General features: G+C 46.5%; 16 protein-coding genes. 2 read left to right on the forward strand and 14 right to left on the reverse strand.

Features of this window, described 5'->3' with window-relative positions:
* Positions 1-111: 111 nt before the first annotated feature.
* The 3 genes from mazG to rlmD all read right to left on the reverse strand — a co-directional run bounded on the left by mazG (position 112) and on the right by rlmD (position 4,652).
* Entirely contained in the window at positions 112-909 is a 798-nt protein-coding gene (gene mazG, locus AACQ42_RS13625; protein WP_094165125.1) for a nucleoside triphosphate pyrophosphohydrolase, read from the reverse strand.
* A gap of 134 nt (positions 910-1,043) precedes the next feature.
* The gene (gene relA, locus AACQ42_RS13630) at positions 1,044-3,266 is read right to left on the reverse strand and encodes a GTP diphosphokinase (protein ID WP_094165127.1); all 2,223 of its coding nucleotides are present in this window, start codon (positions 3,264-3,266) and stop codon (positions 1,044-1,046) included.
* Between the two features lie 63 nt (positions 3,267-3,329).
* The gene (gene rlmD / locus AACQ42_RS13635; protein ID WP_094165129.1) at positions 3,330-4,652 is read right to left on the reverse strand and encodes a 23S rRNA (uracil(1939)-C(5))-methyltransferase RlmD; all 1,323 of its coding nucleotides are present in this window, start codon (positions 4,650-4,652) and stop codon (positions 3,330-3,332) included.
* Positions 4,653-4,835: 183 nt separating this feature from the next.
* Between rlmD and barA the strand changes: the two genes are divergently transcribed.
* Entirely contained in the window at positions 4,836-7,616 is a 2,781-nt protein-coding gene (barA, locus tag AACQ42_RS13640; RefSeq protein WP_094165131.1) for a two-component sensor histidine kinase BarA, read from the forward strand.
* Between the two features lie 93 nt (positions 7,617-7,709).
* Here the strand turns inward: barA and acpS are convergent, their stop codons facing one another.
* From acpS to rpoE, 11 genes are all read right to left on the reverse strand, one after another.
* Positions 7,710-8,090, reverse strand: a complete 381-nt coding sequence (acpS, locus tag AACQ42_RS13645; protein ID WP_064625892.1) for a holo-ACP synthase — start codon at positions 8,088-8,090, stop codon at positions 7,710-7,712.
* A 9-nt stretch (positions 8,091-8,099) separates the two neighbouring features.
* Positions 8,100-8,831 carry a pyridoxine 5'-phosphate synthase gene (pdxJ, locus tag AACQ42_RS13650; RefSeq protein ID WP_013856034.1) on the reverse strand — a complete coding sequence of 244 codons (732 nt, stop codon included), beginning with the start codon at positions 8,829-8,831 and terminating at the stop codon, positions 8,100-8,102.
* Positions 8,828-9,556 carry a DNA repair protein RecO gene (gene recO / locus AACQ42_RS13655; protein WP_026027280.1) on the reverse strand — a complete coding sequence of 243 codons (729 nt, stop codon included), beginning with the start codon at positions 9,554-9,556 and terminating at the stop codon, positions 8,828-8,830. Before recO ends, pdxJ begins: the two co-directional genes overlap by 4 nt.
* Positions 9,557-9,603: 47 nt before the next feature.
* Positions 9,604-10,578, reverse strand: a complete 975-nt coding sequence (era, locus tag AACQ42_RS13660) for a GTPase Era (protein WP_010319802.1) — start codon at positions 10,576-10,578, stop codon at positions 9,604-9,606.
* A complete protein-coding gene (gene rnc / locus AACQ42_RS13665) occupies positions 10,571-11,248 on the reverse strand; it encodes a ribonuclease III (protein WP_010319803.1) in 678 nt (225 codons plus the stop codon). The genes era and rnc overlap by 8 nt, the downstream gene beginning before the upstream one ends.
* Positions 11,249-11,284: 36 nt before the next feature.
* Complete coding sequence (gene lepB, locus AACQ42_RS13670; RefSeq protein ID WP_094165133.1) at positions 11,285-12,181, reverse strand: signal peptidase I; 897 nt, start codon at positions 12,179-12,181, stop codon at positions 11,285-11,287.
* A gap of 94 nt (positions 12,182-12,275) precedes the next feature.
* Positions 12,276-14,069, reverse strand: coding sequence for a translation elongation factor 4 (gene lepA / locus AACQ42_RS13675; protein WP_026027281.1), 1,794 nt, complete (start codon positions 14,067-14,069; stop codon positions 12,276-12,278).
* 112 nt (positions 14,070-14,181) lie between these two features.
* The gene (locus AACQ42_RS13680) at positions 14,182-14,652 is read right to left on the reverse strand and encodes a SoxR reducing system RseC family protein (RefSeq protein ID WP_094165135.1); all 471 of its coding nucleotides are present in this window, start codon (positions 14,650-14,652) and stop codon (positions 14,182-14,184) included.
* Positions 14,649-15,629: a sigma-E factor regulatory protein RseB gene (gene rseB, locus AACQ42_RS13685; RefSeq protein ID WP_017042688.1), complete on the reverse strand. Its 981-nt coding sequence runs from the start codon at positions 15,627-15,629 to the stop codon at positions 14,649-14,651. Before rseB ends, AACQ42_RS13680 begins: the two co-directional genes overlap by 4 nt.
* Positions 15,626-16,246 (reverse strand): sigma-E factor negative regulatory protein, encoded by a 621-nt coding sequence (locus tag AACQ42_RS13690; RefSeq protein WP_094165137.1) that lies wholly within the window; start codon positions 16,244-16,246, stop codon positions 15,626-15,628. The genes rseB and AACQ42_RS13690 overlap by 4 nt, the downstream gene beginning before the upstream one ends.
* Before the next feature lie 34 nt (positions 16,247-16,280).
* Positions 16,281-16,853 (reverse strand): RNA polymerase sigma factor RpoE, encoded by a 573-nt coding sequence (gene rpoE / locus AACQ42_RS13695; protein ID WP_026027282.1) that lies wholly within the window; start codon positions 16,851-16,853, stop codon positions 16,281-16,283.
* A 405-nt stretch (positions 16,854-17,258) separates the two neighbouring features.
* On the opposite strand from rpoE, the gene nadB reads away from it, so the two are divergent.
* On the forward strand, positions 17,259-18,866 hold the full coding sequence (nadB, locus tag AACQ42_RS13700) for an L-aspartate oxidase (protein ID WP_017046483.1): 1,608 nt from the start codon (positions 17,259-17,261) through the stop codon (positions 18,864-18,866).
* Positions 18,867-18,910 lie beyond the last annotated feature (44 nt).

The following is an 18,910-nucleotide window of genomic DNA, read 5'->3' on the forward strand; positions in this document are numbered from 1 at the left end:
ATTTTTTGCTTCAAATCAAAGAGCACCGCTTGATATGGCTTATCACACCACTCAAATGAGTCAAATTTGTCTCAATGGGTGGGTTTTATTGTGGATTGCCAACACAGGGTATTACTTCGACTCCAAGCGCTTCACTTCATTCCACATCGCATCCAATTCTTCGAGAGAAAAATCGGTCAAGGTTTTGTGCTGACGTGCCACCAGCATTTCAATACCTTTAAATCGACGTGAAAACTTTCGATTTGCTTTATTTAACGCCACTTCTGGATCAATTTTTAAGTGTCGAGCAAAGTTAACGGTGGCAAATAATAGATCGCCCATTTCATCCTCTACTCGAACCGGATCAGGGTTGATTTGCAACGCCTCTTCCATGACTTCTTCGATCTCTTCTTGGACTTTATCAACCACTGGGCCGATAGAATCCCAATCAAAGCCATATTGGGCACACTTTTTTTGAATCTTTGTAGCACGTAAAAGAGACGGAAAAGCGTGTGGTATTGAGTCTAGAATACTTTGATCTTTTTTTCCTGCTTGTACCTTTTCTTTGGCTTTTTCAGCTTCCCAATTGGCGTTGATTTGCGCTTCATCCTCAAACTTGGCACCCGAAAAAACATGAGGATGGCGGCGCGTAAGTTTTTCATTCACCGTTTCAACAACTTGCGAGAAATCAAACAACCCTTGCTCTTTCGCCATTTGACTATAAAAAATAACTTGAAATAGCAAGTCACCTAATTCTTCTTTGAGATTAGGCCAATCTTGGTTGTGGATCGCTTCCATCACTTCATAGGTCTCTTCGATTGTGTAAGGAACAACCGTGTCAAAAGTTTGCTTGATATCCCAAGGACAACCTGTTTTTGGGTCACGCAACTGTGCCATGATCTGTTCCAGTTGTTCGATTGGGTGGCTCATTTATCCGCTCCTTACATCAATATTTAAAATAAAAAAGCGAGCAGTCATTGCCACTCGCCTTTGAAAACCCAAGGCGCTTGCGTCGCGATTTAATTGCGATTCACGCCAATAAGAGTGTTACTGTGATATGAAATTTAGCCTAGGCGTTTCACCAACATGACATCTTTGATCTGCTCTACTCGCATTGATACTCGTGACAACGCTTCGATGTTGCTCACTTCAAGATCAAAATCCATGATGATCAACTGTCTTTTGTAGTCGCTACGACTTTTCATGCTGATGACTTTCACTTTCTCATTCGCAAGCAGGGTGGTGATGTCTTTGAGTAACCCACCTCGCTCCATCGCTTCAACGCGCAAAGTCAAAATATAGGTTCCAACAAACCCACGCCCCCAAACGGTATCAATGATGCGTTCAGGTGCGTGATGGCTCAGCTCTTCTAGCTGTTCACAGTCACTGCGATGGACTGAAATACCACGCCCTTGAGTAATGTAACCTTTGATCTCATCACCCGGGATAGGTTGGCAACAGCGCGCTAGGTGTGTCATGAGGTTATCTACCCCTTCCACTACAACGGCATCTTTGTGCGCTCGATGTGGCTGAGCTGGACGAGTTTGCGCATCTTGCAATTTTTGCAGTGCTTGTTGATCTTCTTGCTCAGCGGTCGGCTTATTCACCAAAGCATTGATGTGATTGACGATTTGGTTGATTCGCAAATCACCACTGCCAATGCCGACGTACAGCTCGTCAGGCGTATTGACGTTAAAACGTTTGAGCGCGTATTTATCGGCATCTTTTAGCGTAGCACCGATTTTGGCTAATTCTGACTCGAGGATCTCTCGTCCGGCTTCAAGGTTTTTCTCGCGGCCTTGTTTACGGAACCAAGCGTTAATCTTGGCGCGCGCACGGCCTGAATGAACAAACCCCGTTGCTGGATTTAGCCAATCACGCGACGGATTCGGCTCTTTCTGGGTGATGATTTCGACTTGATCACCCATAGATAATTTATGAGTAAATGGAACAATACGACCCGCGACTTTGGCACCGATGCAGCGATGCCCCACTTCAGAGTGAATATGGTAGGCAAAATCGAGCGGCGTGGCTCCCATGGGTAAATCAACCACATCACCACGAGGTGTAAAGGCGTAAACGCGATCATCAAACACCTGGCTACGCAGCTCGTCGATCATCTCACCCGAATCAGACATCTCTTCTTGCCAATCAAGAAGCTTGCGCAACCAAGTAATTTTCTCATCGTAACCGCTGCGGGCAACCGTTGCGCCCTCTTTATATTTCCAGTGCGCAGCAACCCCAAGTTCAGATTCTTCATGCATCTGCTTAGTACGAATTTGAATTTCGATGGTTTTGCCTTCTGGTCCTAAAATCACCGTATGAATGGATTGATAGCCATTCGGTTTCGGATTAGCAACGTAATCATCAAATTCGCTAGGCAGGTGTTTGTATTTGGTATGAACGACGCCCAAGGCGGCGTAACAGTCTTGCAATTGATCAGCAATAATGCGAACTGCACGCACATCAAACAGTTCATCGAAAGCCAACCCTTTCTTCTGCATTTTGCGCCAGATGCTATAGATGTGTTTCGGACGGCCACTCACTTCGGCATTGATATGAGAAAGCTTCATCTCGGCGCGCAGATCTTCGACAAAATCGTGAATATATTGTTCGCGCACGATGCGGCGCTCGGAAAGCTGCTTAGCAATTTGTTTGTAGGTATCGGACTGCTGGTAGCGAAATGCGTAATCTTCAATTTCCCATTTGAGCTGACCAATGCCCAAGCGGTTTGCTAAAGGGGCATAGATATTGGCGCACTCTTTAGCCGCTACACGGCGAATTTCGTCAGGTTCATCTTTTACTTCACGTAAATTACAAATGCGCTCCGCTAATTTGATCACCACGCAACGAAAATCATCTACCATCGCAAGCAGCATGCGGCGAACGTTATCCACCTGCTCTGAAGCTTCACTGCCTTGCAAGGTGACGTTTAACTGACCAAGTGCCGCCATCTCTTCGACACCATCAATCAGCTTCACTATGCCTTTACCATAGGTCTCTTCTAATACTTCACGGTCAAAAAGCCCACTACTGACGATAGGAAAGAGCTGAGCCGCGACTAAAGTGGCGCGATCCATCGATAAGGTAATCAGGATTTCGATCATTTCACGGCCGCGCCACAGCAGTAGCGGTCCTTTGGCATGACTTTCTAATAACGTTTCACACTGACGATATACGTCCGTCAGTTTAGAAGCTGTGCTTTTATCTTGATGTAAACTCGCAATCCATTTATCTAGCTCAAACTGTTCGTCTGGATTCAAGTGTGCGCTTCGTACCGCAACCATCTGATTCGTCCTAGTTTTATAGTTTGTGGTATTCGACTAACTTCGACTGAGTTAGTTCTCTGTCTACCGACTTTTTACAAATAGCGCCATCGATTCTAAATGACTGGTGTGTGGAAACATATCCAACATGCCAAGTTTTACCAACTTATAACCTTGGCTGAGTAAACTTTGACTGTCTCTTGCCAGTGTTGCCGGGTTACAAGAAACGTACACCACGCGCTGAGCGCCGAGCTTAGCCAATTGGTCGACAATGCCTGCCGCCCCGGCTCGCGCTGGGTCGAGTAGTACTTTAGCAAATTTTTGCTTTGCCCACGCTTGCGTTGACATATCTTGTTCCAAATTTGCTTGGTAGAACGTGATATTGTCGATTTGATTGCGCTGCGCGTTTTGTGTCGCTTGCTCAACCATCTCATCCACACCTTCAATGCCCACTACCGATTGAGCGTATTGGGCCATCGGCAAACTAAAGTTCCCTACGCCACAAAATAGGTCCAACACTCGGTCATCCTCAGTCAAGGCTAACCATTCCAATGCTTGAGCCACCATTTTTTGGTTTATTTGGCGATTGACTTGAATAAAGTTGGAGGGCAAAAATTCGATAACTGATCCGGTTTCACAGTAGCTTGCCATCTCTCCGTGAAGACGTTCGAGCTGATCGCTTTCTGGCATCACATACAAAGTGAGATGATGCTGCTGAGCAAACGCCAGCAGCGCCGCGTGATCTTCACTTGGCAGCGGCTGAAGATGGCGTAACACCATCACCGCGCCTTGATCACCCAGCACCAATTCAACATGGCCAATCGCTTGCTGAGATTTAAATTGCGTTAACAGCGCTTGGATAGGTGTAAGTAGCGTGTTGAGTTGTGGTTCTAGCACTGGGCAGTCCGTCACGTTAACGATTTGCTTGCTCTGCTTTTTGCGAAAACCAAATTGCAGCTGTTGCTGCTTTTTGTCCCACAACACGCTGATGCGGGCGCGACGGCGATAGCCTTTATCGGCGCAACTTATTACGGGGCTCAATGCCAACGTTTGTCCGGCGAATTTACTCATCAATTGCGAGAGTGTTTGCTCTTTGTGCGCCACTTGCGCACTGTGATCTAAATGCTGCAGATCGCAACCACCACATTGACCGTAATGGCGACAAAATGGCGTCACGCGTTGTTCACTGGCCGTTAAGACTTTAATCAACTGACCGCGAGAGTATTTACTTTTGCTTTCAGTTAGCTGCATCAGCACTTGCTCACCGGGCAGCGCGCCATCAACAAAAAGCAGTTTATTGTGTTGATAAGCGATACCAGAACCTTGATGATCAAGACGTTCAATCAATACCGTTTGATGTTTTGTTTCTAATTGCGCTTTCTTTTTCGGTTGGAAAAAACGTGCCATGCTCTGTGCCTAAGTAAAATTAAATCGATGTTTTTTGCCCTAGCGTCACTATTTAGTGCGGGGATGATTGTCGAACTTACTCGACTTGATTAAGCTAGCCGTCAATTAAACGATTTTCGTACAGGCTTGCTCATCAAATTGCGGTCTATTTTCCCATATCCACACCACGATGTTTAGACAATAATGACCAGATATGGCTTACGCGCGCGCGTTATTACTTTAACCTTAGCTCCAACCTTAATTATCGGCTTGTTGCTCAGTGCTTTTTTCTCATTCAATCGCTACCATGATCTGGAAAAACAGGTGATCAATGCGGGGGCAAGCATCATCGAGCCCTTGGCCATTGCTAGTGAAGACGCCTTAAAAAACCAAAGCCGTGAGTCGGTACGCCGCATTATCAGCTACGCGCATCGGAAGAACTCTAAATTTGTCCGCAGTATTGCGGTGTTTGACGCCAACCACGAACTGTTTGTCACCTCGAATTTTCACCCTAACTTTGAAAGCTTAACTTATCCAAAAGATAAGCCCATTCCGATTTTAAGCAGCTCAAATCTCACCGAGAACACTTTAATACTGCGCACGCCAATTTTGGCTGAAAACCGTCTAACCGAAGGCATAAATGCCAATACATCAACGCCTGCGCTCGGCTATATCGCGATAGAGTTGGATCTCTCTTCATTGCGTTTACAACAGTATCAAGAGGTCTTTTCCGCCTTTTTAGTGCTTGCGCTTGGGCTCGGTTTATCAGGGATGTTCGCATTCCGACTCCTGCACGATGTGACTCGCCCTATCTCACACATGAAAAACATGGTGGATAGAATTCGTCGCGGCCACCTTGATGTGCGGATCGAAGGCAAAATGCACGGTGAGTTAGATTCGCTCAAAAAAGGGATCAACGCGATGGCGGTATCGCTATCGGAATATCACGTCGAAATGCAGCACAGTATCGACCAAGCCACCTCGGATTTGCGAGAAACCTTAGAGCAGTTGGAAATCCAAAACGTTGAATTGGACATTGCCAAAAAACGCGCCCAAGAAGCCGCGCGCATAAAATCAGAATTTCTTGCTAACATGTCCCATGAGTTGCGCACGCCACTTAACGGTGTCATTGGCTTCACCCGCCAAATGCTCAAAACCCAGTTGACGAATAGCCAAGCAGATTACTTACAAACCATTGAAAAATCGGCTAATAACTTATTGAACATCATCAATGACATTTTGGATTTCTCCAAGCTAGAAGCCGGTAAGTTAGCACTGGAAAATATTCCGTTCGAGTTTCAAGAGAGTTTGGAAGAGGTGGTTAACCTCCAAGCGACCAGTGCTCATGAAAAAGGATTGGAAATCACTCTTAAAGTGGATCAAAAAATCCCAGCAGGCTTGGTAGGTGACCCACTTCGTATCCAACAAGTGTTGACCAACCTTGTCGGTAACTCGATTAAGTTCACCGAACGTGGCAACATCGACATCAGTGTTGAATTGCGCTCACAACGCGACAATGTGGTTGAGCTGCAATTTATGGTGCGCGACACCGGCATTGGTATTTCAGAGCGCCAACAAGCACAGCTGTTCCAAGCCTTTAGCCAAGCCGATGCCAGTATTTCTCGTCGCTACGGCGGCACTGGACTTGGTTTGGTTATTACTCAGAAATTGGTCAGCCACATGGGCGGCGAAATTAGCCTCACCAGCCGCCTTCACCAAGGTTCCACCTTCTGGTTTACGCTGCGTCTTAATACCACTGAAATGCCGATGAGCGACTGGCTTGATCCACATATTTTGAGCAATAAACAGCTGTTGCTCGTTGAACCCAATATGCAAGCCGCCTCAATCATCCAGCAAATGTTGGTGCAGGCAGGGTTGAGCGTCACATATCGAGCGGTGATACCAGAAGAGACGGATCGCTTCGATTATGTATTACTCAATTTAGCCCCAAGTAGAGAGACTGATTTAAATTTGGTTGAGCAGTGGGTCACAAAGGCTATTCAGCTTGCCGACAACGTGATTATCGGTACACCAAGTACCGAGCTCGCACTATCCGATTATTTAATGCAGCATCATCCAGTGCAGTGCATTACCAAGCCACTGTCGCGTAAAAAATTGCTGCAACTGTTAATCGCACACCAACCGGTACAGCCTGCCATTCAAGATCTACCGATCACACTCGATACACTGCCCCTGAAAGTAATGGCGGTGGATGATAACCCTGCCAACCTCAAACTGATCATGGCCCTGCTGCAAGAACGTGTTGAAACCGTCATCGCTTGTACGAATGGCCAAGAAGCGGTCGAACAAGCAAGCCGACAGACATTTGATATGATTTTGATGGACATCCAAATGCCACAGATGGATGGGGTCACCGCTTGCCAGGAAATTAAGAAAACGGTACTCAATCACCAAACGCCCGTGATTGCGGTAACGGCTCATGCAATGATCGGAGAGCGCGATCGTCTGCTGAAAGAAGGAATGGATGATTACCTCACTAAGCCAATTGAAGAGCACATCTTGCAGCAAGTGTTAGCACATTGGAACCCCTACGCCAACCGTAAACAGTTGGAGAAATTACAACTCACAGAACAAGTTATACCGTCGCCGTCACAGGAATCTGAGCAGCCTAATCACACCATTATCATTGACTGGCAAAATGCACTCAAACAATCAGCCAATAAGGAAGATTTGGCCAAAGAGCTGCTACAGATGCTAGTTGATTCGATTCCGCATTTGAACCAAGTCGTCAGTATGGCGTTGGAAGATGATGAATACTCTACTCAAGATCTACTGCACCATATTCATAAACTGCACGGCAGTTGCTCATACAGTGGCGTACCCCGCTTGAAAAAAGTGTGCGCGGCGCTCGAACAGGCATTGCGCTCCGGCAAATCCATCAGCGATGTCGAACCGGAATTATTTGAGTTACAAGATGAGATGGACAAAGTGATCGCTACCGCTAAACCGTATTTAAGCGAATGAGCAATTTAACCGAAGAGACAATTTAACCGAATGAAAAAAGGGGCTTGCCGCTCAGCAGTATTTGCTTGTCAGCAAGCAGAGAAGATTGACAGATTAAGACTCTAAAATCACCGTCGCCACCGCATAATGACGCTCATCAGAAATGGTTAGGTGAATGTGATTCACACTGGCTGTGGCAGCCAACTGCTTAGCCTTACCTGATAGTGTTAGCACGGGTTTTCCGTTGGCGTCGTTGGTGACGGTAAAATCCTGAAAGCTAACGCCATGCGCAATACCCGTACCAAGCGCTTTAGATGCCGCTTCTTTAGCGGCAAAACGTTTCGCTAAATAGCGCCCTTTTTTCTTGAGCGAATGGAACACCGCCAATTCATCTTGGGTTAGCACCCGCTCGGCAAAAGCATCGCCACTGCGTGACAATGCTTTTTCTATGCGTTCAATTTCCGCAATATCAGTCCCTAAGCCGATAATCGCCATCGGTAGACCTTATTTGCGAGCCGCTTGCATGATGGCTTTCATGTCGGCGACCGATTTTTCCAAACCATCAAATACAGCACGCCCGATAATCGAGTGACCAATGTTGAGTTCGTAAATCTCAGGCAGTGCAGCAATGGCAGCTACGTTGTGGTAAGTCAAACCGTGACCAGCGTTCACCGTAATGCCCAAATCACTTGCATAGCTCGCTGCCGCCGCAATTTTCTTTAACTCATCTTGCTGATCCGCTTCGGTTGTTGCATCGGCGTAATGACCAGTATGCAATTCAATAAACGGTGCACCGCAAGTTTTAGCTGCGTTAATCTGCTCACGATCAGCATCAATAAACAGAGAGACTTTGATGCCTGCAGCGGTCAGTTTTTCGGTTGCCGCTTTCACTTTGTCAAGCTGTCCTAATACGTCCAGCCCACCTTCCGTCGTTAGTTCTTCACGCTTTTCAGGCACTAAACACACAAATTCAGGTTGGGTTTGCAGAGCAATATCAATCATTTCATCGGTAACGGCCATCTCGAGGTTCATTCGAGTTTGCAACGTCTCGCGCAAAATACGCACATCGCGATCCTTGATATGGCGTCGGTCTTCACGTAGGTGAATGGTAATGCCATCGGCTCCGGCACGCTCTGCCATTTCAGCAGCATGCACGGGATCTGGGTATTTAGTACCGCGGGCATTTCGTAACGTGGCGATGTGATCGATATTAACGCCTAAGTAAATTGCGCTCATTTTCCTATACTCCGTACTCTGGAAAAACTAGACATGGGCAGGAAAAGCTCCCTGCTTTTTAAAGGTTTGCCGCCAAGATACGGCTTTAACGCTATGCGTGTAAAGCGTTTTGCCGCTTGAAGCTGCTCTTTACTGACAAAGCGCCGCTCACTAATGGCAATCAACTCATCACCCATAAACGTGAGGTTATCGCGCCTAACAGAAGCGATAAAACCTTTTTGCTCGCGATAGCGATAAGTCATGCGAGGATCGATAGCTTCTCCCGTTCCGGCGCAATGCAAAAAATCAACGCCATAACCCATTGAAGCTAGCAACGCGAGTTCAAAACGGCGCAGTGCTGGTTCTGGATTTTCACACTGAGCCAACTCGGTGAGTGCATGCAGATAATCATGGAACAGACCCGGGCAAGGCACTTCTTGCGCAAGCACGCGGCCAATCAGCTCATTGACGTACATGGCAGAATAGAGATGAATACCACTGAGCGGTAAGCCAAGGCTAATCGGTTCTGCTTGGCGCAAGGTTTTCATTGAACCATTGCCTGACCATTTAAGCAATAAGGGGGTAAAAGGTTGCAGTGCACCTTTTAAGTTCGATCGTTTACTGCGTGCGCCTTTGGACATTAAGGTAACGCGGCCATACTCCTCGCTAAACACATCAAGGATTAGGCTCGACTCGCTATAAGGACGTCGATGAAGGACAAAACAGCGCTGTAAACCGTCTGACATATCAGCACTCAAAGGTGAGCGATGTTCTCGCCCACCTCGAATAGAGGTTATAGATCGTCAATATAACCAAGGCTACGAAGGGCACGTTCATCATCTGCCCACCCGGATTTCACTTTCACCCAAGTTTCTAGGTAAACCTTGCGACCAAACAACTCTTCCATATCTAAACGCGCTTCACGGCCGATGGTTTTGATTTTTTCACCACCTTTGCCGATCACCATTTTTTTCTGGCCGCTGCGTTCAACGAGGATCAACGCGTTAATATGAAAACCATCAGTTTCAGGGTTATAGTCAAAACGTTCAATTTCAACGGTTACTGAATACGGCAGCTCTTCACCAGTAAAGCGCATCAGTTTTTCACGCACAATCTCGGAAGCCATGAAACGCTGTGAGCGATCGGTCACATACTCTTCAGGGAAGTGATGCGTGGCTTGAGGTAAATGCTCACGCACATGTTTGCGCAATACATCGACATTTTTGCCATGTTTTGCCGCAATCGGCACGACATCAACAAATTCCATTTTCTTCGATAGCTCTAGCATGTGCATCATTACATCGTTACGATCTTTCACGTTATCGACTTTATTGACACACAACACTACAGGGAAATTAGCATTGCGTAACTTGTTGAGCACCATTTCATCATCGGCGGTCCACTGAGTGCCATCGACTAAGAACAGCACTAAGTTAACATCACTGAGTGAACTACTTGCCGCACGGTTCATCAAGCGGTTAATCGCACGCTTTTCTTCGATGTGTAACCCCGGAGTATCAACGTAAATCGCTTGGTACGGCCCCTCTGTATCGACACCCATAATGCGGTGACGAGTGGTTTGAGGCTTGCGCGATGTGATGGATATCTTTTGTCCCAGTAAGTTATTCAGCAGGGTTGATTTCCCGACATTGGGGCGACCCACAATGGCGATAAAACCACAGTGCTGCTCACCACTTTCCGGAGTTGCTTCATTGCTGTTGGTGTTTGATGCGAAGTACGCATCCAAATCAAATTCGTTATCAGCCATTTGTCAGTTGCTCTAGTGCAATTTCAGCCGCCGATTGTTCAGCTTTACGACGACTGGTGCCTTTACCAATTACAGGCGTTCCCATTCCTGCTACATCACACGATACCGTAAATTCTTGGTTGTGTGCTTCACCTTTAATATTAGTCACTGTGTAGATAGGCAGTTGCTTTCTTCTACCTTGCAGAAACTCTTGTAGGCGAGTTTTTGGGTCTTTTTGCGATACGCCCGGCTCAATGGCGTCAAGGCGCTCTTGATACCAGCTCAAAATAATACGTCGTACTACTTCGGTATCGCTGTCTAAATAAATCGCACCAATGATGGCTTCTACGGCATCAGCAAGGATTGAATCACGGCGGAAACCACCACTTTTCAACTCACCTGGACCTAATTTTAAGTAATCTCCTAGGCAAAATTCTCTGCCCAGTTCAGCCAATGTGTGACCACGCACAAGCGTAGCGCGCATACGACTCATATCCCCTTCGTTAATTTTAGGGAAACGGTGGTACAGCTCATCAGCGATGACAAAACTTAAAATTGAATCGCCCAGAAACTCAAGACGTTCATTGTGCTTACCATTTGCACTGCGATGTGTCAGTGCTAAGGAAATAAACTCGGGATCATTAAATGAATAACCGAGTTTAGTTTCTAATTTACTAATTGGAGAATTCATGCTCTCTCGATGTAGTGATGGCTAGCCAAAGCTAGCCTAGTTAATGCCACCAATGCGGTTAAAACGCACACCAGTTGGGATCCACGAAGGTAAAACGCTATCGGCACCACGTTCAAATTCAAAACTTATCCAAATACCGACCGCTTTACCGACTAAGTTTGCTTCTGGAACAAAGCCCCAGTAACGGCTATCAGCACTGTTGTCACGGTTATCACCCATCACAAAATACTGACCTTGAGGAACAACCCATTCATTAACGCCATGGCGTGGTTGATAAGCATCAACACGATCACGACGCAATGGATTGATCAAAATCTGGTGTTCAACCTGACCTAACTTTTCATTCACTTGAATTAAAGGGATGCCATTTTGGTTGAACTCACTCTCTTCAACATTGGACAGTTTGACCTGTTTACATTCTGTTGAACCTTGAGCTTGAATACAAATCTCTTTGTTGCTGCTATAACGAACTGTGTCGCCCGGCATGCCGACCACGCGCTTGATGTAGTCAATGCTTGGTTGCGGCGGGTATTTAAAGACCACGACATCACCACGCTCTGGTTTACCAGTTTCGACCAGTTGAGTACGCCATACTGGGTCTTTCAAACCGTAAGCGTATTTCTCAACTAAGATGAAGTCGCCCACCAGCAACGTTGGCATCATTGAGCCAGATGGGATCTGAAAAGGTTCGTACACAAAAGAGCGTAGCACCAGCACAAAAGCAATCACAGGGAAGATGGAAACACTGTTTTCAATCCACCAAGGTTGCGCGAAAATTTTGGCGCTGAGTTTGCCATCCAAGCCGTTGGTTTGCGCTTCAATAACGGCCATCTTCTGTTGACGTTTTTTCGTCCACACCAACTTCTCCAGCACCCAAACTATGCCAGTCACTAATGTGACGATCACCAAGATGAGTGAAAATGTATTCGCCATGGAGTTCCCTTATCTAAAAATACGAAAGTGAAAGAGCCGAAACTCTTTCACTTAAATGGTGACTGCTGCATGCATAAGAAAGCCAAAGCAATGCTTAATCTTTACCTACGTGCAAAATGGCAAGGAAAGCTTCTTGTGGCAACTCAACATTACCAATTTGCTTCATGCGCTTCTTACCTTCTTTCTGCTTCTTAAGCAGTTTTTTCTTACGGCTAATATCACCACCGTAACATTTCGCCAGTACGTTTTTACGCAGCTGCTTCACGGTTGAACGAGCAATAATGTGGTTACCGATCGCCGCTTGAATCGCGATATCAAACATTTGGCGAGGGATAAACTCTTTCATTTTCTCAACCACTTGACGACCACGCGTTTGCGAATTGTCTTTGTGAGTGATGATGGCTAACGCATCCACTTTGTCACCATTCAGCAAGATATCCACACGGACCATGCTTGAAGCTTCAAAGCGTTGGAAACCATAATCAAGTGATGCATAACCACGAGAAGTTGACTTCAAGCGGTCAAAGAAATCAAGTACCACTTCGGCCATCGGCACATCATAAGTCAAGGCTACTTGGTTACCGTGATAGACCATATCAACCTGCACGCCACGTTTTTCAACGCACAACATAATGACGTTACCCAAATATTCAGAAGGGGTCAAAATGTTACAACGCGCAATCGGTTCACGAATCTCTTCAATGTCGTTCACCGCAGGCAATTTAGCAGGGCTATCAACATAAAGCATCGTGCCATCGGTCTTCTTAACTTCATAGACTACCGTTGGCGCAGTGGTGATAAGGTCAAGATCGTATTCGCGCTCTAAACGCTCTTGAATAATCTCCATGTGGAGCATACCCAAGAAACCACAACGGAAACCAAAACCAAGGGCGGCCGAACTTTCTGGCTCATAGAATAACGAGGCATCGTTTAGGCTCAGTTTACCTAACGCATCACGAAAGTTTTCGTAATCATCAGAAGAGACAGGGAAAAGCCCCGCATACACCTGCGGTTTCACTTTTTTAAAGCCTGGCAATGCTTTTTCACACGGATCTTTCGCGCTGGTCAGTGTATCACCCACAGGAGCGCCGAGAATGTCTTTAATACCACAAACCACCCAGCCCACTTCACCAGTGTTCAACATGGTTTTGTCGACTTGTTTTGGCGTAAAAATACCTAAACGGTCAATACCCCAAGTTTGGCCTGTGCTCATCACTTTAATCTTGTCATTTTTCTTCAGCGCACCATTTTTCACTCGCACTAAAGAGACAACACCTAAGTAGTTATCAAACCAAGAATCGATGATTAACGCTTGCAGCGGCGCAGCAGGATCGCCCTCAGGAGCCGGAATACCAGAAACGATTTTTTCTAGCACTTCATCCACGCCAAGGCCTGTTTTCGCAGAGCAGCGCACTGCGTCAATAGCATCAATGCCGACGATATCTTCAATTTCTTCCGCTACGCGTTCAGGCTCTGCGGCTGGCAAATCAATCTTATTTAGGATTGGGACAACTTCAAGGTCCATTTCAATGGCGGTATAGCAGTTAGCCAATGTTTGCGCTTCAACGCCTTGACCAGCATCCACCACCAATAGAGCACCTTCACAGGCGGCTAAAGAACGGGAAACTTCATAAGAAAAGTCAACGTGTCCAGGAGTATCGATAAAGTTGAGCTGGTATGTCTCGCCATCGTTTGCTTTGTAATCGAGCGTCACACTCTGTGCTTTGATGGTGATGCCACGCTCACGCTCAAGGTCCATAGAGTCTAGAACTTGAGATTCCATTTCACGATCACTTAATCCACCACAAACTTGGATCAAACGGTCAGATAGGGTCGACTTACCATGGTCGATGTGGGCGATAATCGAAAAGTTACGAATGTGCTTCATAGATTTGGGATGACTAAACTCTTGAAAAAAGGGACATAAGAAAGCCACATCAAGCGGCGTTTCCATAAAGTTGGCCGATTCTACCCAATTTCGGTAGGGTTCGCATCATAAATTAGGCGATAGGTTCACCAAGGACTCGGACCAAAACCACCTCTTGCTGCGATCGTTTTTCAAGAACCACAGAGCAACGTTTGGCAATTCCGATCCCCAGCGCGATAAAAACAGCGGCCGTGATGATCACGATGCCCTCACCTAAACCGAGCCAAGGGGCCAAGAGGCTCTCACCCAGCCAAGCGCCAAACATCATCATAAAAAGCGGCACCAAATACACTAAGGCTGCCGATTGAAGCAAGCTTTTTTCGGGAAAACCGATTTCAACCGTCTGGCCTTGCTTCACTGGTTTTTTCGTATCGAGTTGCCATAACAGCGATTTGTTACCAATCGCTTTCGATACGATCCCAGTACCACAACTTTTGGAGGACGAACAACTGCTGCAACTGGTCTGCTGCTGACAACTGAGTTCAACGTGAAACCCTTTAGCATCAGGTTGAACAGCGGTGACTGTTGCTAACGCCGTCATCATGGTTTGGTTGCCTCTGTTGAGGGCGCCGCAGGCTGGACAAACGTCACCGATTGAGCAATGCGCTGCGCCGTTGCCGGTGGAATATCACCGACCACTGAGATTTCATTGTTTCCTTTCACCACACTATGCAAGGTACGGCGGCCTTGACGAACCAGTTGGCCTTTCAGCGAATGGTTGTCACTATCGGAAATATAGACAGAAAAACTAAATAGCCCATCACTGAACATCTGGCTCTCTACCAAACGCTCAGTAATCGCCATGCGATAACGGTTAAGCTCTTTGGGTTCAAAGCCTTCCGGTTTCCAACTCACTTGCCAAAAACTTTCCGTAAGGTTGCCTTTCGGTAACGTTAATACCTCGGGTAACTCAACGTCATTTAGCCCTTGCATCGCCTGCGCTAATTTGTCGCTAATGGCGTAAGAGATAGTGCGATATTGCTCAAGCACCTCGCCGTCGCGATCGACTAAATCAGCTCGCAATGGCAAGTTACTGGTTTCATCTACCCACAAAATATAGGAATAGCGTAAGCCATCTTTCGGCACCACTCGCACCACTTGGCAAGCCGTACCCGCTTCACGTGCACGGCCAACTTTGACGAAATCGTAGTAACGGCCTAATTCAGTGACATTGCTGGTTAGCATCGGAATCGTCGGCGCAACCATAGTGCTTGACTCAATGGTGAACGGTTCTACCCCAGGTTCAATGTAACTCACTTCATTGCCACGGCGAATCACTTCACGGATCGGGCCGCTGAGATAAACGAGATGCGCAAATTGCTGATCGCCTTGACTTGCATGACGATACAGCAGTGGATCGATGCTGTTTTTCTTAATCAGAATGTAAGACAGCTCATAATTTAAATGCTGACTGGCCTCGTTCATTTGAAGCAACAAAGCCTCTGCAGGTTGGTCTTCTGCAAAGGCTAATGTAGAGTTCAAACTGAACAGCGCCAGTGCACTGATCAGGAATTTATTCATTCAACTACCGATTCAAGTACATCGTTATGTGGGCTTGCACTTTCACTGTTCAGGCGAAGTTGCAGCTCGTAGTCTTGCAATAATGCGTTTACGCGGCGACGTTGTTCTTGCACGCGGCTTTCGCTGGTTTGGCGCTCTACTGAATCACGCGTTAAGCTCACTGGCTCTGCGCTGCCAGCCAACGGAATGGTTTGCAGTACGGGTAATTGGTCGTTTTGATTCACTCCTGAATCACGTCCACCGTATTGTTGAACACCTAAAATCACCACAAACGACACACACGCAGCAACCGCAACCTGGCCAAATTGGGAAAGCCAAGCCGGTAACTGCCGACGAGCTTGAGCTGGCGTCGGCTGAGACTCACGGCTTGCATCACGAAAATCAATAACCGAAGCAGATTGTAAACGACTGTGTGCGGGTTCGTCATCCAATGCTAACGCAACGCTCTGTGCAATATCCCACTCACGGACTGGGGCATCTCCACGCATCACATCACCAACCAAATGGTAATTTTTCCACGTTTGCAAACTTTCTTGGTCGAGCTCTAATTCTTGAATGAGCGCTTTATCGACCATTTCCCCATCCATGAGTGCTGAAAGTCTTTCTTTGTCAGCCATTATTTATTCACCATTTTCGTTACCAGTTTGAGCGCTATAAAAGAGGTTTAATCTTCTTTTCTACCGCTTCACGAGCACGGAAGATGCGAGAGCGCACCGTTCCTACAGGACAATCCATGACTTCTGCTATTTCCTCGTAACTTAAACCATCCAGTTCACGCAAGGTCATCGCAGTTTTCAAATCTTCAGGCAACGCTTCTATCGCACCAAAAACGACCCGCTGCAATTCTTTCGACAACGTAATGTTCTCAGGGTTCGATATTTCTTTTAATGCGTTGCCACTTTCGTAATATTCAGCATCTTCAGCATCAACATCGCTAGCGGGCGGTCTACGACTTTGGGCTACAATGTGATTCTTAGCGGTATTAACAGCAATACGGTATAGCCAAGTGTAAAAGGCACTCTCTCCGCGAAAACTTGGGATAGCCCGATACGCTTTGATGAACGCTTCTTGTGCGACATCGGCTACATCTCCGGAATTGCTCACATACCGAGAAATAAGGTTGCAGACTTTATTTTGGTACCTTAAAACCAAAAGGTTAAATGCTTGCTTATCTCCACTCTGAACTCGCTCAATCAATACTTGATCGGTCAGCTGCTCGTTCATTCGAGCCTGTACTCCTATTGTTATTCCCCTTACCTTCTCAGATATGGGCATTCATTATGCAAAATGTAGTATTGACACCACCGCTTACATGAGCACTATTGTGACTCAAGGGAGAATAGAAAGTTCCATTCTGTCTAAAAATATTTGCCAAGCATTATTCAATAAATGTGATCTAATTTCACTATAGGGGATCCCCAATATAGTGAGGGTCGATAAGACGAAAGACAATGGCATTTACAAAGTATTGCATCAAATCTTTCTCTACTGCTATTGGCTTGAAGCCATAGCGATACCGTTGGTGGATAAACCTTGCGGCTGAATCACTTCAAGAGTATAGATACATGCAATGCATATTTAAAATGAGAGTTGGACAACTCTACTCTAGTTCGGGAATTTAAAAGTTTTATGAACGCAAACCGTGAACATCTATGCGATGTATTAGTCGTAGGCAGTGGCGCAGCGGGTTTATCGCTCGCACTACGCGTAGCAAAACACAGTAAAGTCATTGTACTGAGTAAGGGACCACGCAGTGAAGGTGCCACTTATTACGCTCAGGGAGGTATTGCCGCTGTTTTTGACGAATCAGACAGTATTGAGTCACACGTCGAAGACACTCAAATTGCGGGCGCAGGGATCTGTGAAGAGGATACTGTCCGTTTCATCGCCGAGCATGCTAAAGAGTGTGTTCAGTGGCTCATTGATGGCGGCGTTCCTTTTGACAGAGAAGAAAATGACAGTGATGAAGCACCTCGCTATCACTTAACTCGTGAAGGCGGCCATAGTCATCGCCGCATCTTGCACGCGGCTGACGCCACTGGCATGGCAATGCAAACCTCCTTGCAAGACAATGTTCATAATCACCCCAACATTACTATCCTTGAACGTCACAATGCACTGGATTTAATCACCGAAGATAAAATCGGTGGTGATAAAAAAAGAGTGGTTGGCGCTTATATTTGGAACCGCAATGAGGAACACGTTGAAACGATCCGCGCTAAGTTTGTCGTTTTAGCCACGGGCGGCGCATCAAAAGTGTATCAATATACCTCTAACCCTGATGTTTCCTCAGGTGATGGTATCGCAATGGCGTGGCGTGCAGGATGCCGAGTGGCGAACCTTGAGTTCAATCAATTCCATCCAACTTGTCTTTTCCACCCTGAAGCACGTAATTTCCTACTGACAGAAGCACTACGTGGCGAAGGCGCTTTTTTAAGACGCCCAGACGGTTCACGATTCATGCTCGATTTTGATGAACGTGCCGAACTGGCTCCTCGTGATATCGTGGCTCGCGCCATCGACTATGAGATGAAGCGTTTAGGTGCTGATTGTATGTATCTGGACATCAGCCACAAACCGGCCGATTTTATTGAAAAACATTTCCCAACCATTTATACACGCTTGATGGATTTGGGCATTGATATGACCAAAGAGCCGATTCCGATTGTTCCTGCGGCGCACTACACTTGTGGGGGCGTTATTGTCAATAAACAAGGTAAAACGGATCTGCATAACCTGTATGCGATCGGCGAAGTTAGCTACACCGGTTTGCACGGTGCTAACCGAATGGCGTCGAACTCTCTATTAGAATGCGTCGTTTATGCCTGGTCAGCGGCAAAGGATATTTTAAAAGGATTACCAACAGCTCAGCTCCCACCAAGCTTACCCGGTTGGGATGAAAGTAAGGTCAATAACTCTGATGAAGAGGTCGTAATCCAACATAACTGGCATGAACTGCGCCTATTTATGTGGGATTACATGGGGATTGTCCGCACAGATAAGCGCTTAGAGCGAGCACTACGCCGCATTCAATTACTGCAACAAGAAACCCACGAATACTATAGTCATTTCCGCGTTTCAAATAACCTGCTTGAGCTGCGTAACTTACTGCAAGTGGCAGAGCTGATGGTGCGTTGTGCTATGCAACGTAAAGAGAGCCGCGGTTTGCACTACACGCTCGATTATCCAGAGTTAGCCGAAAATAGTGGTCCAACGATCTTAACGCCAGACGAGTAAGCTCGCCAACGATCATCTGTTAGCGTCAAGTTGACCGAATGAAT

Origin of the sequence: Vibrio sp. V12_P9A6T4 (assembly GCF_963874835.1) — a bacterium.
Classification (GTDB): Bacteria; Pseudomonadota; Gammaproteobacteria; order Enterobacterales; family Vibrionaceae; genus Vibrio; species Vibrio anguillarum.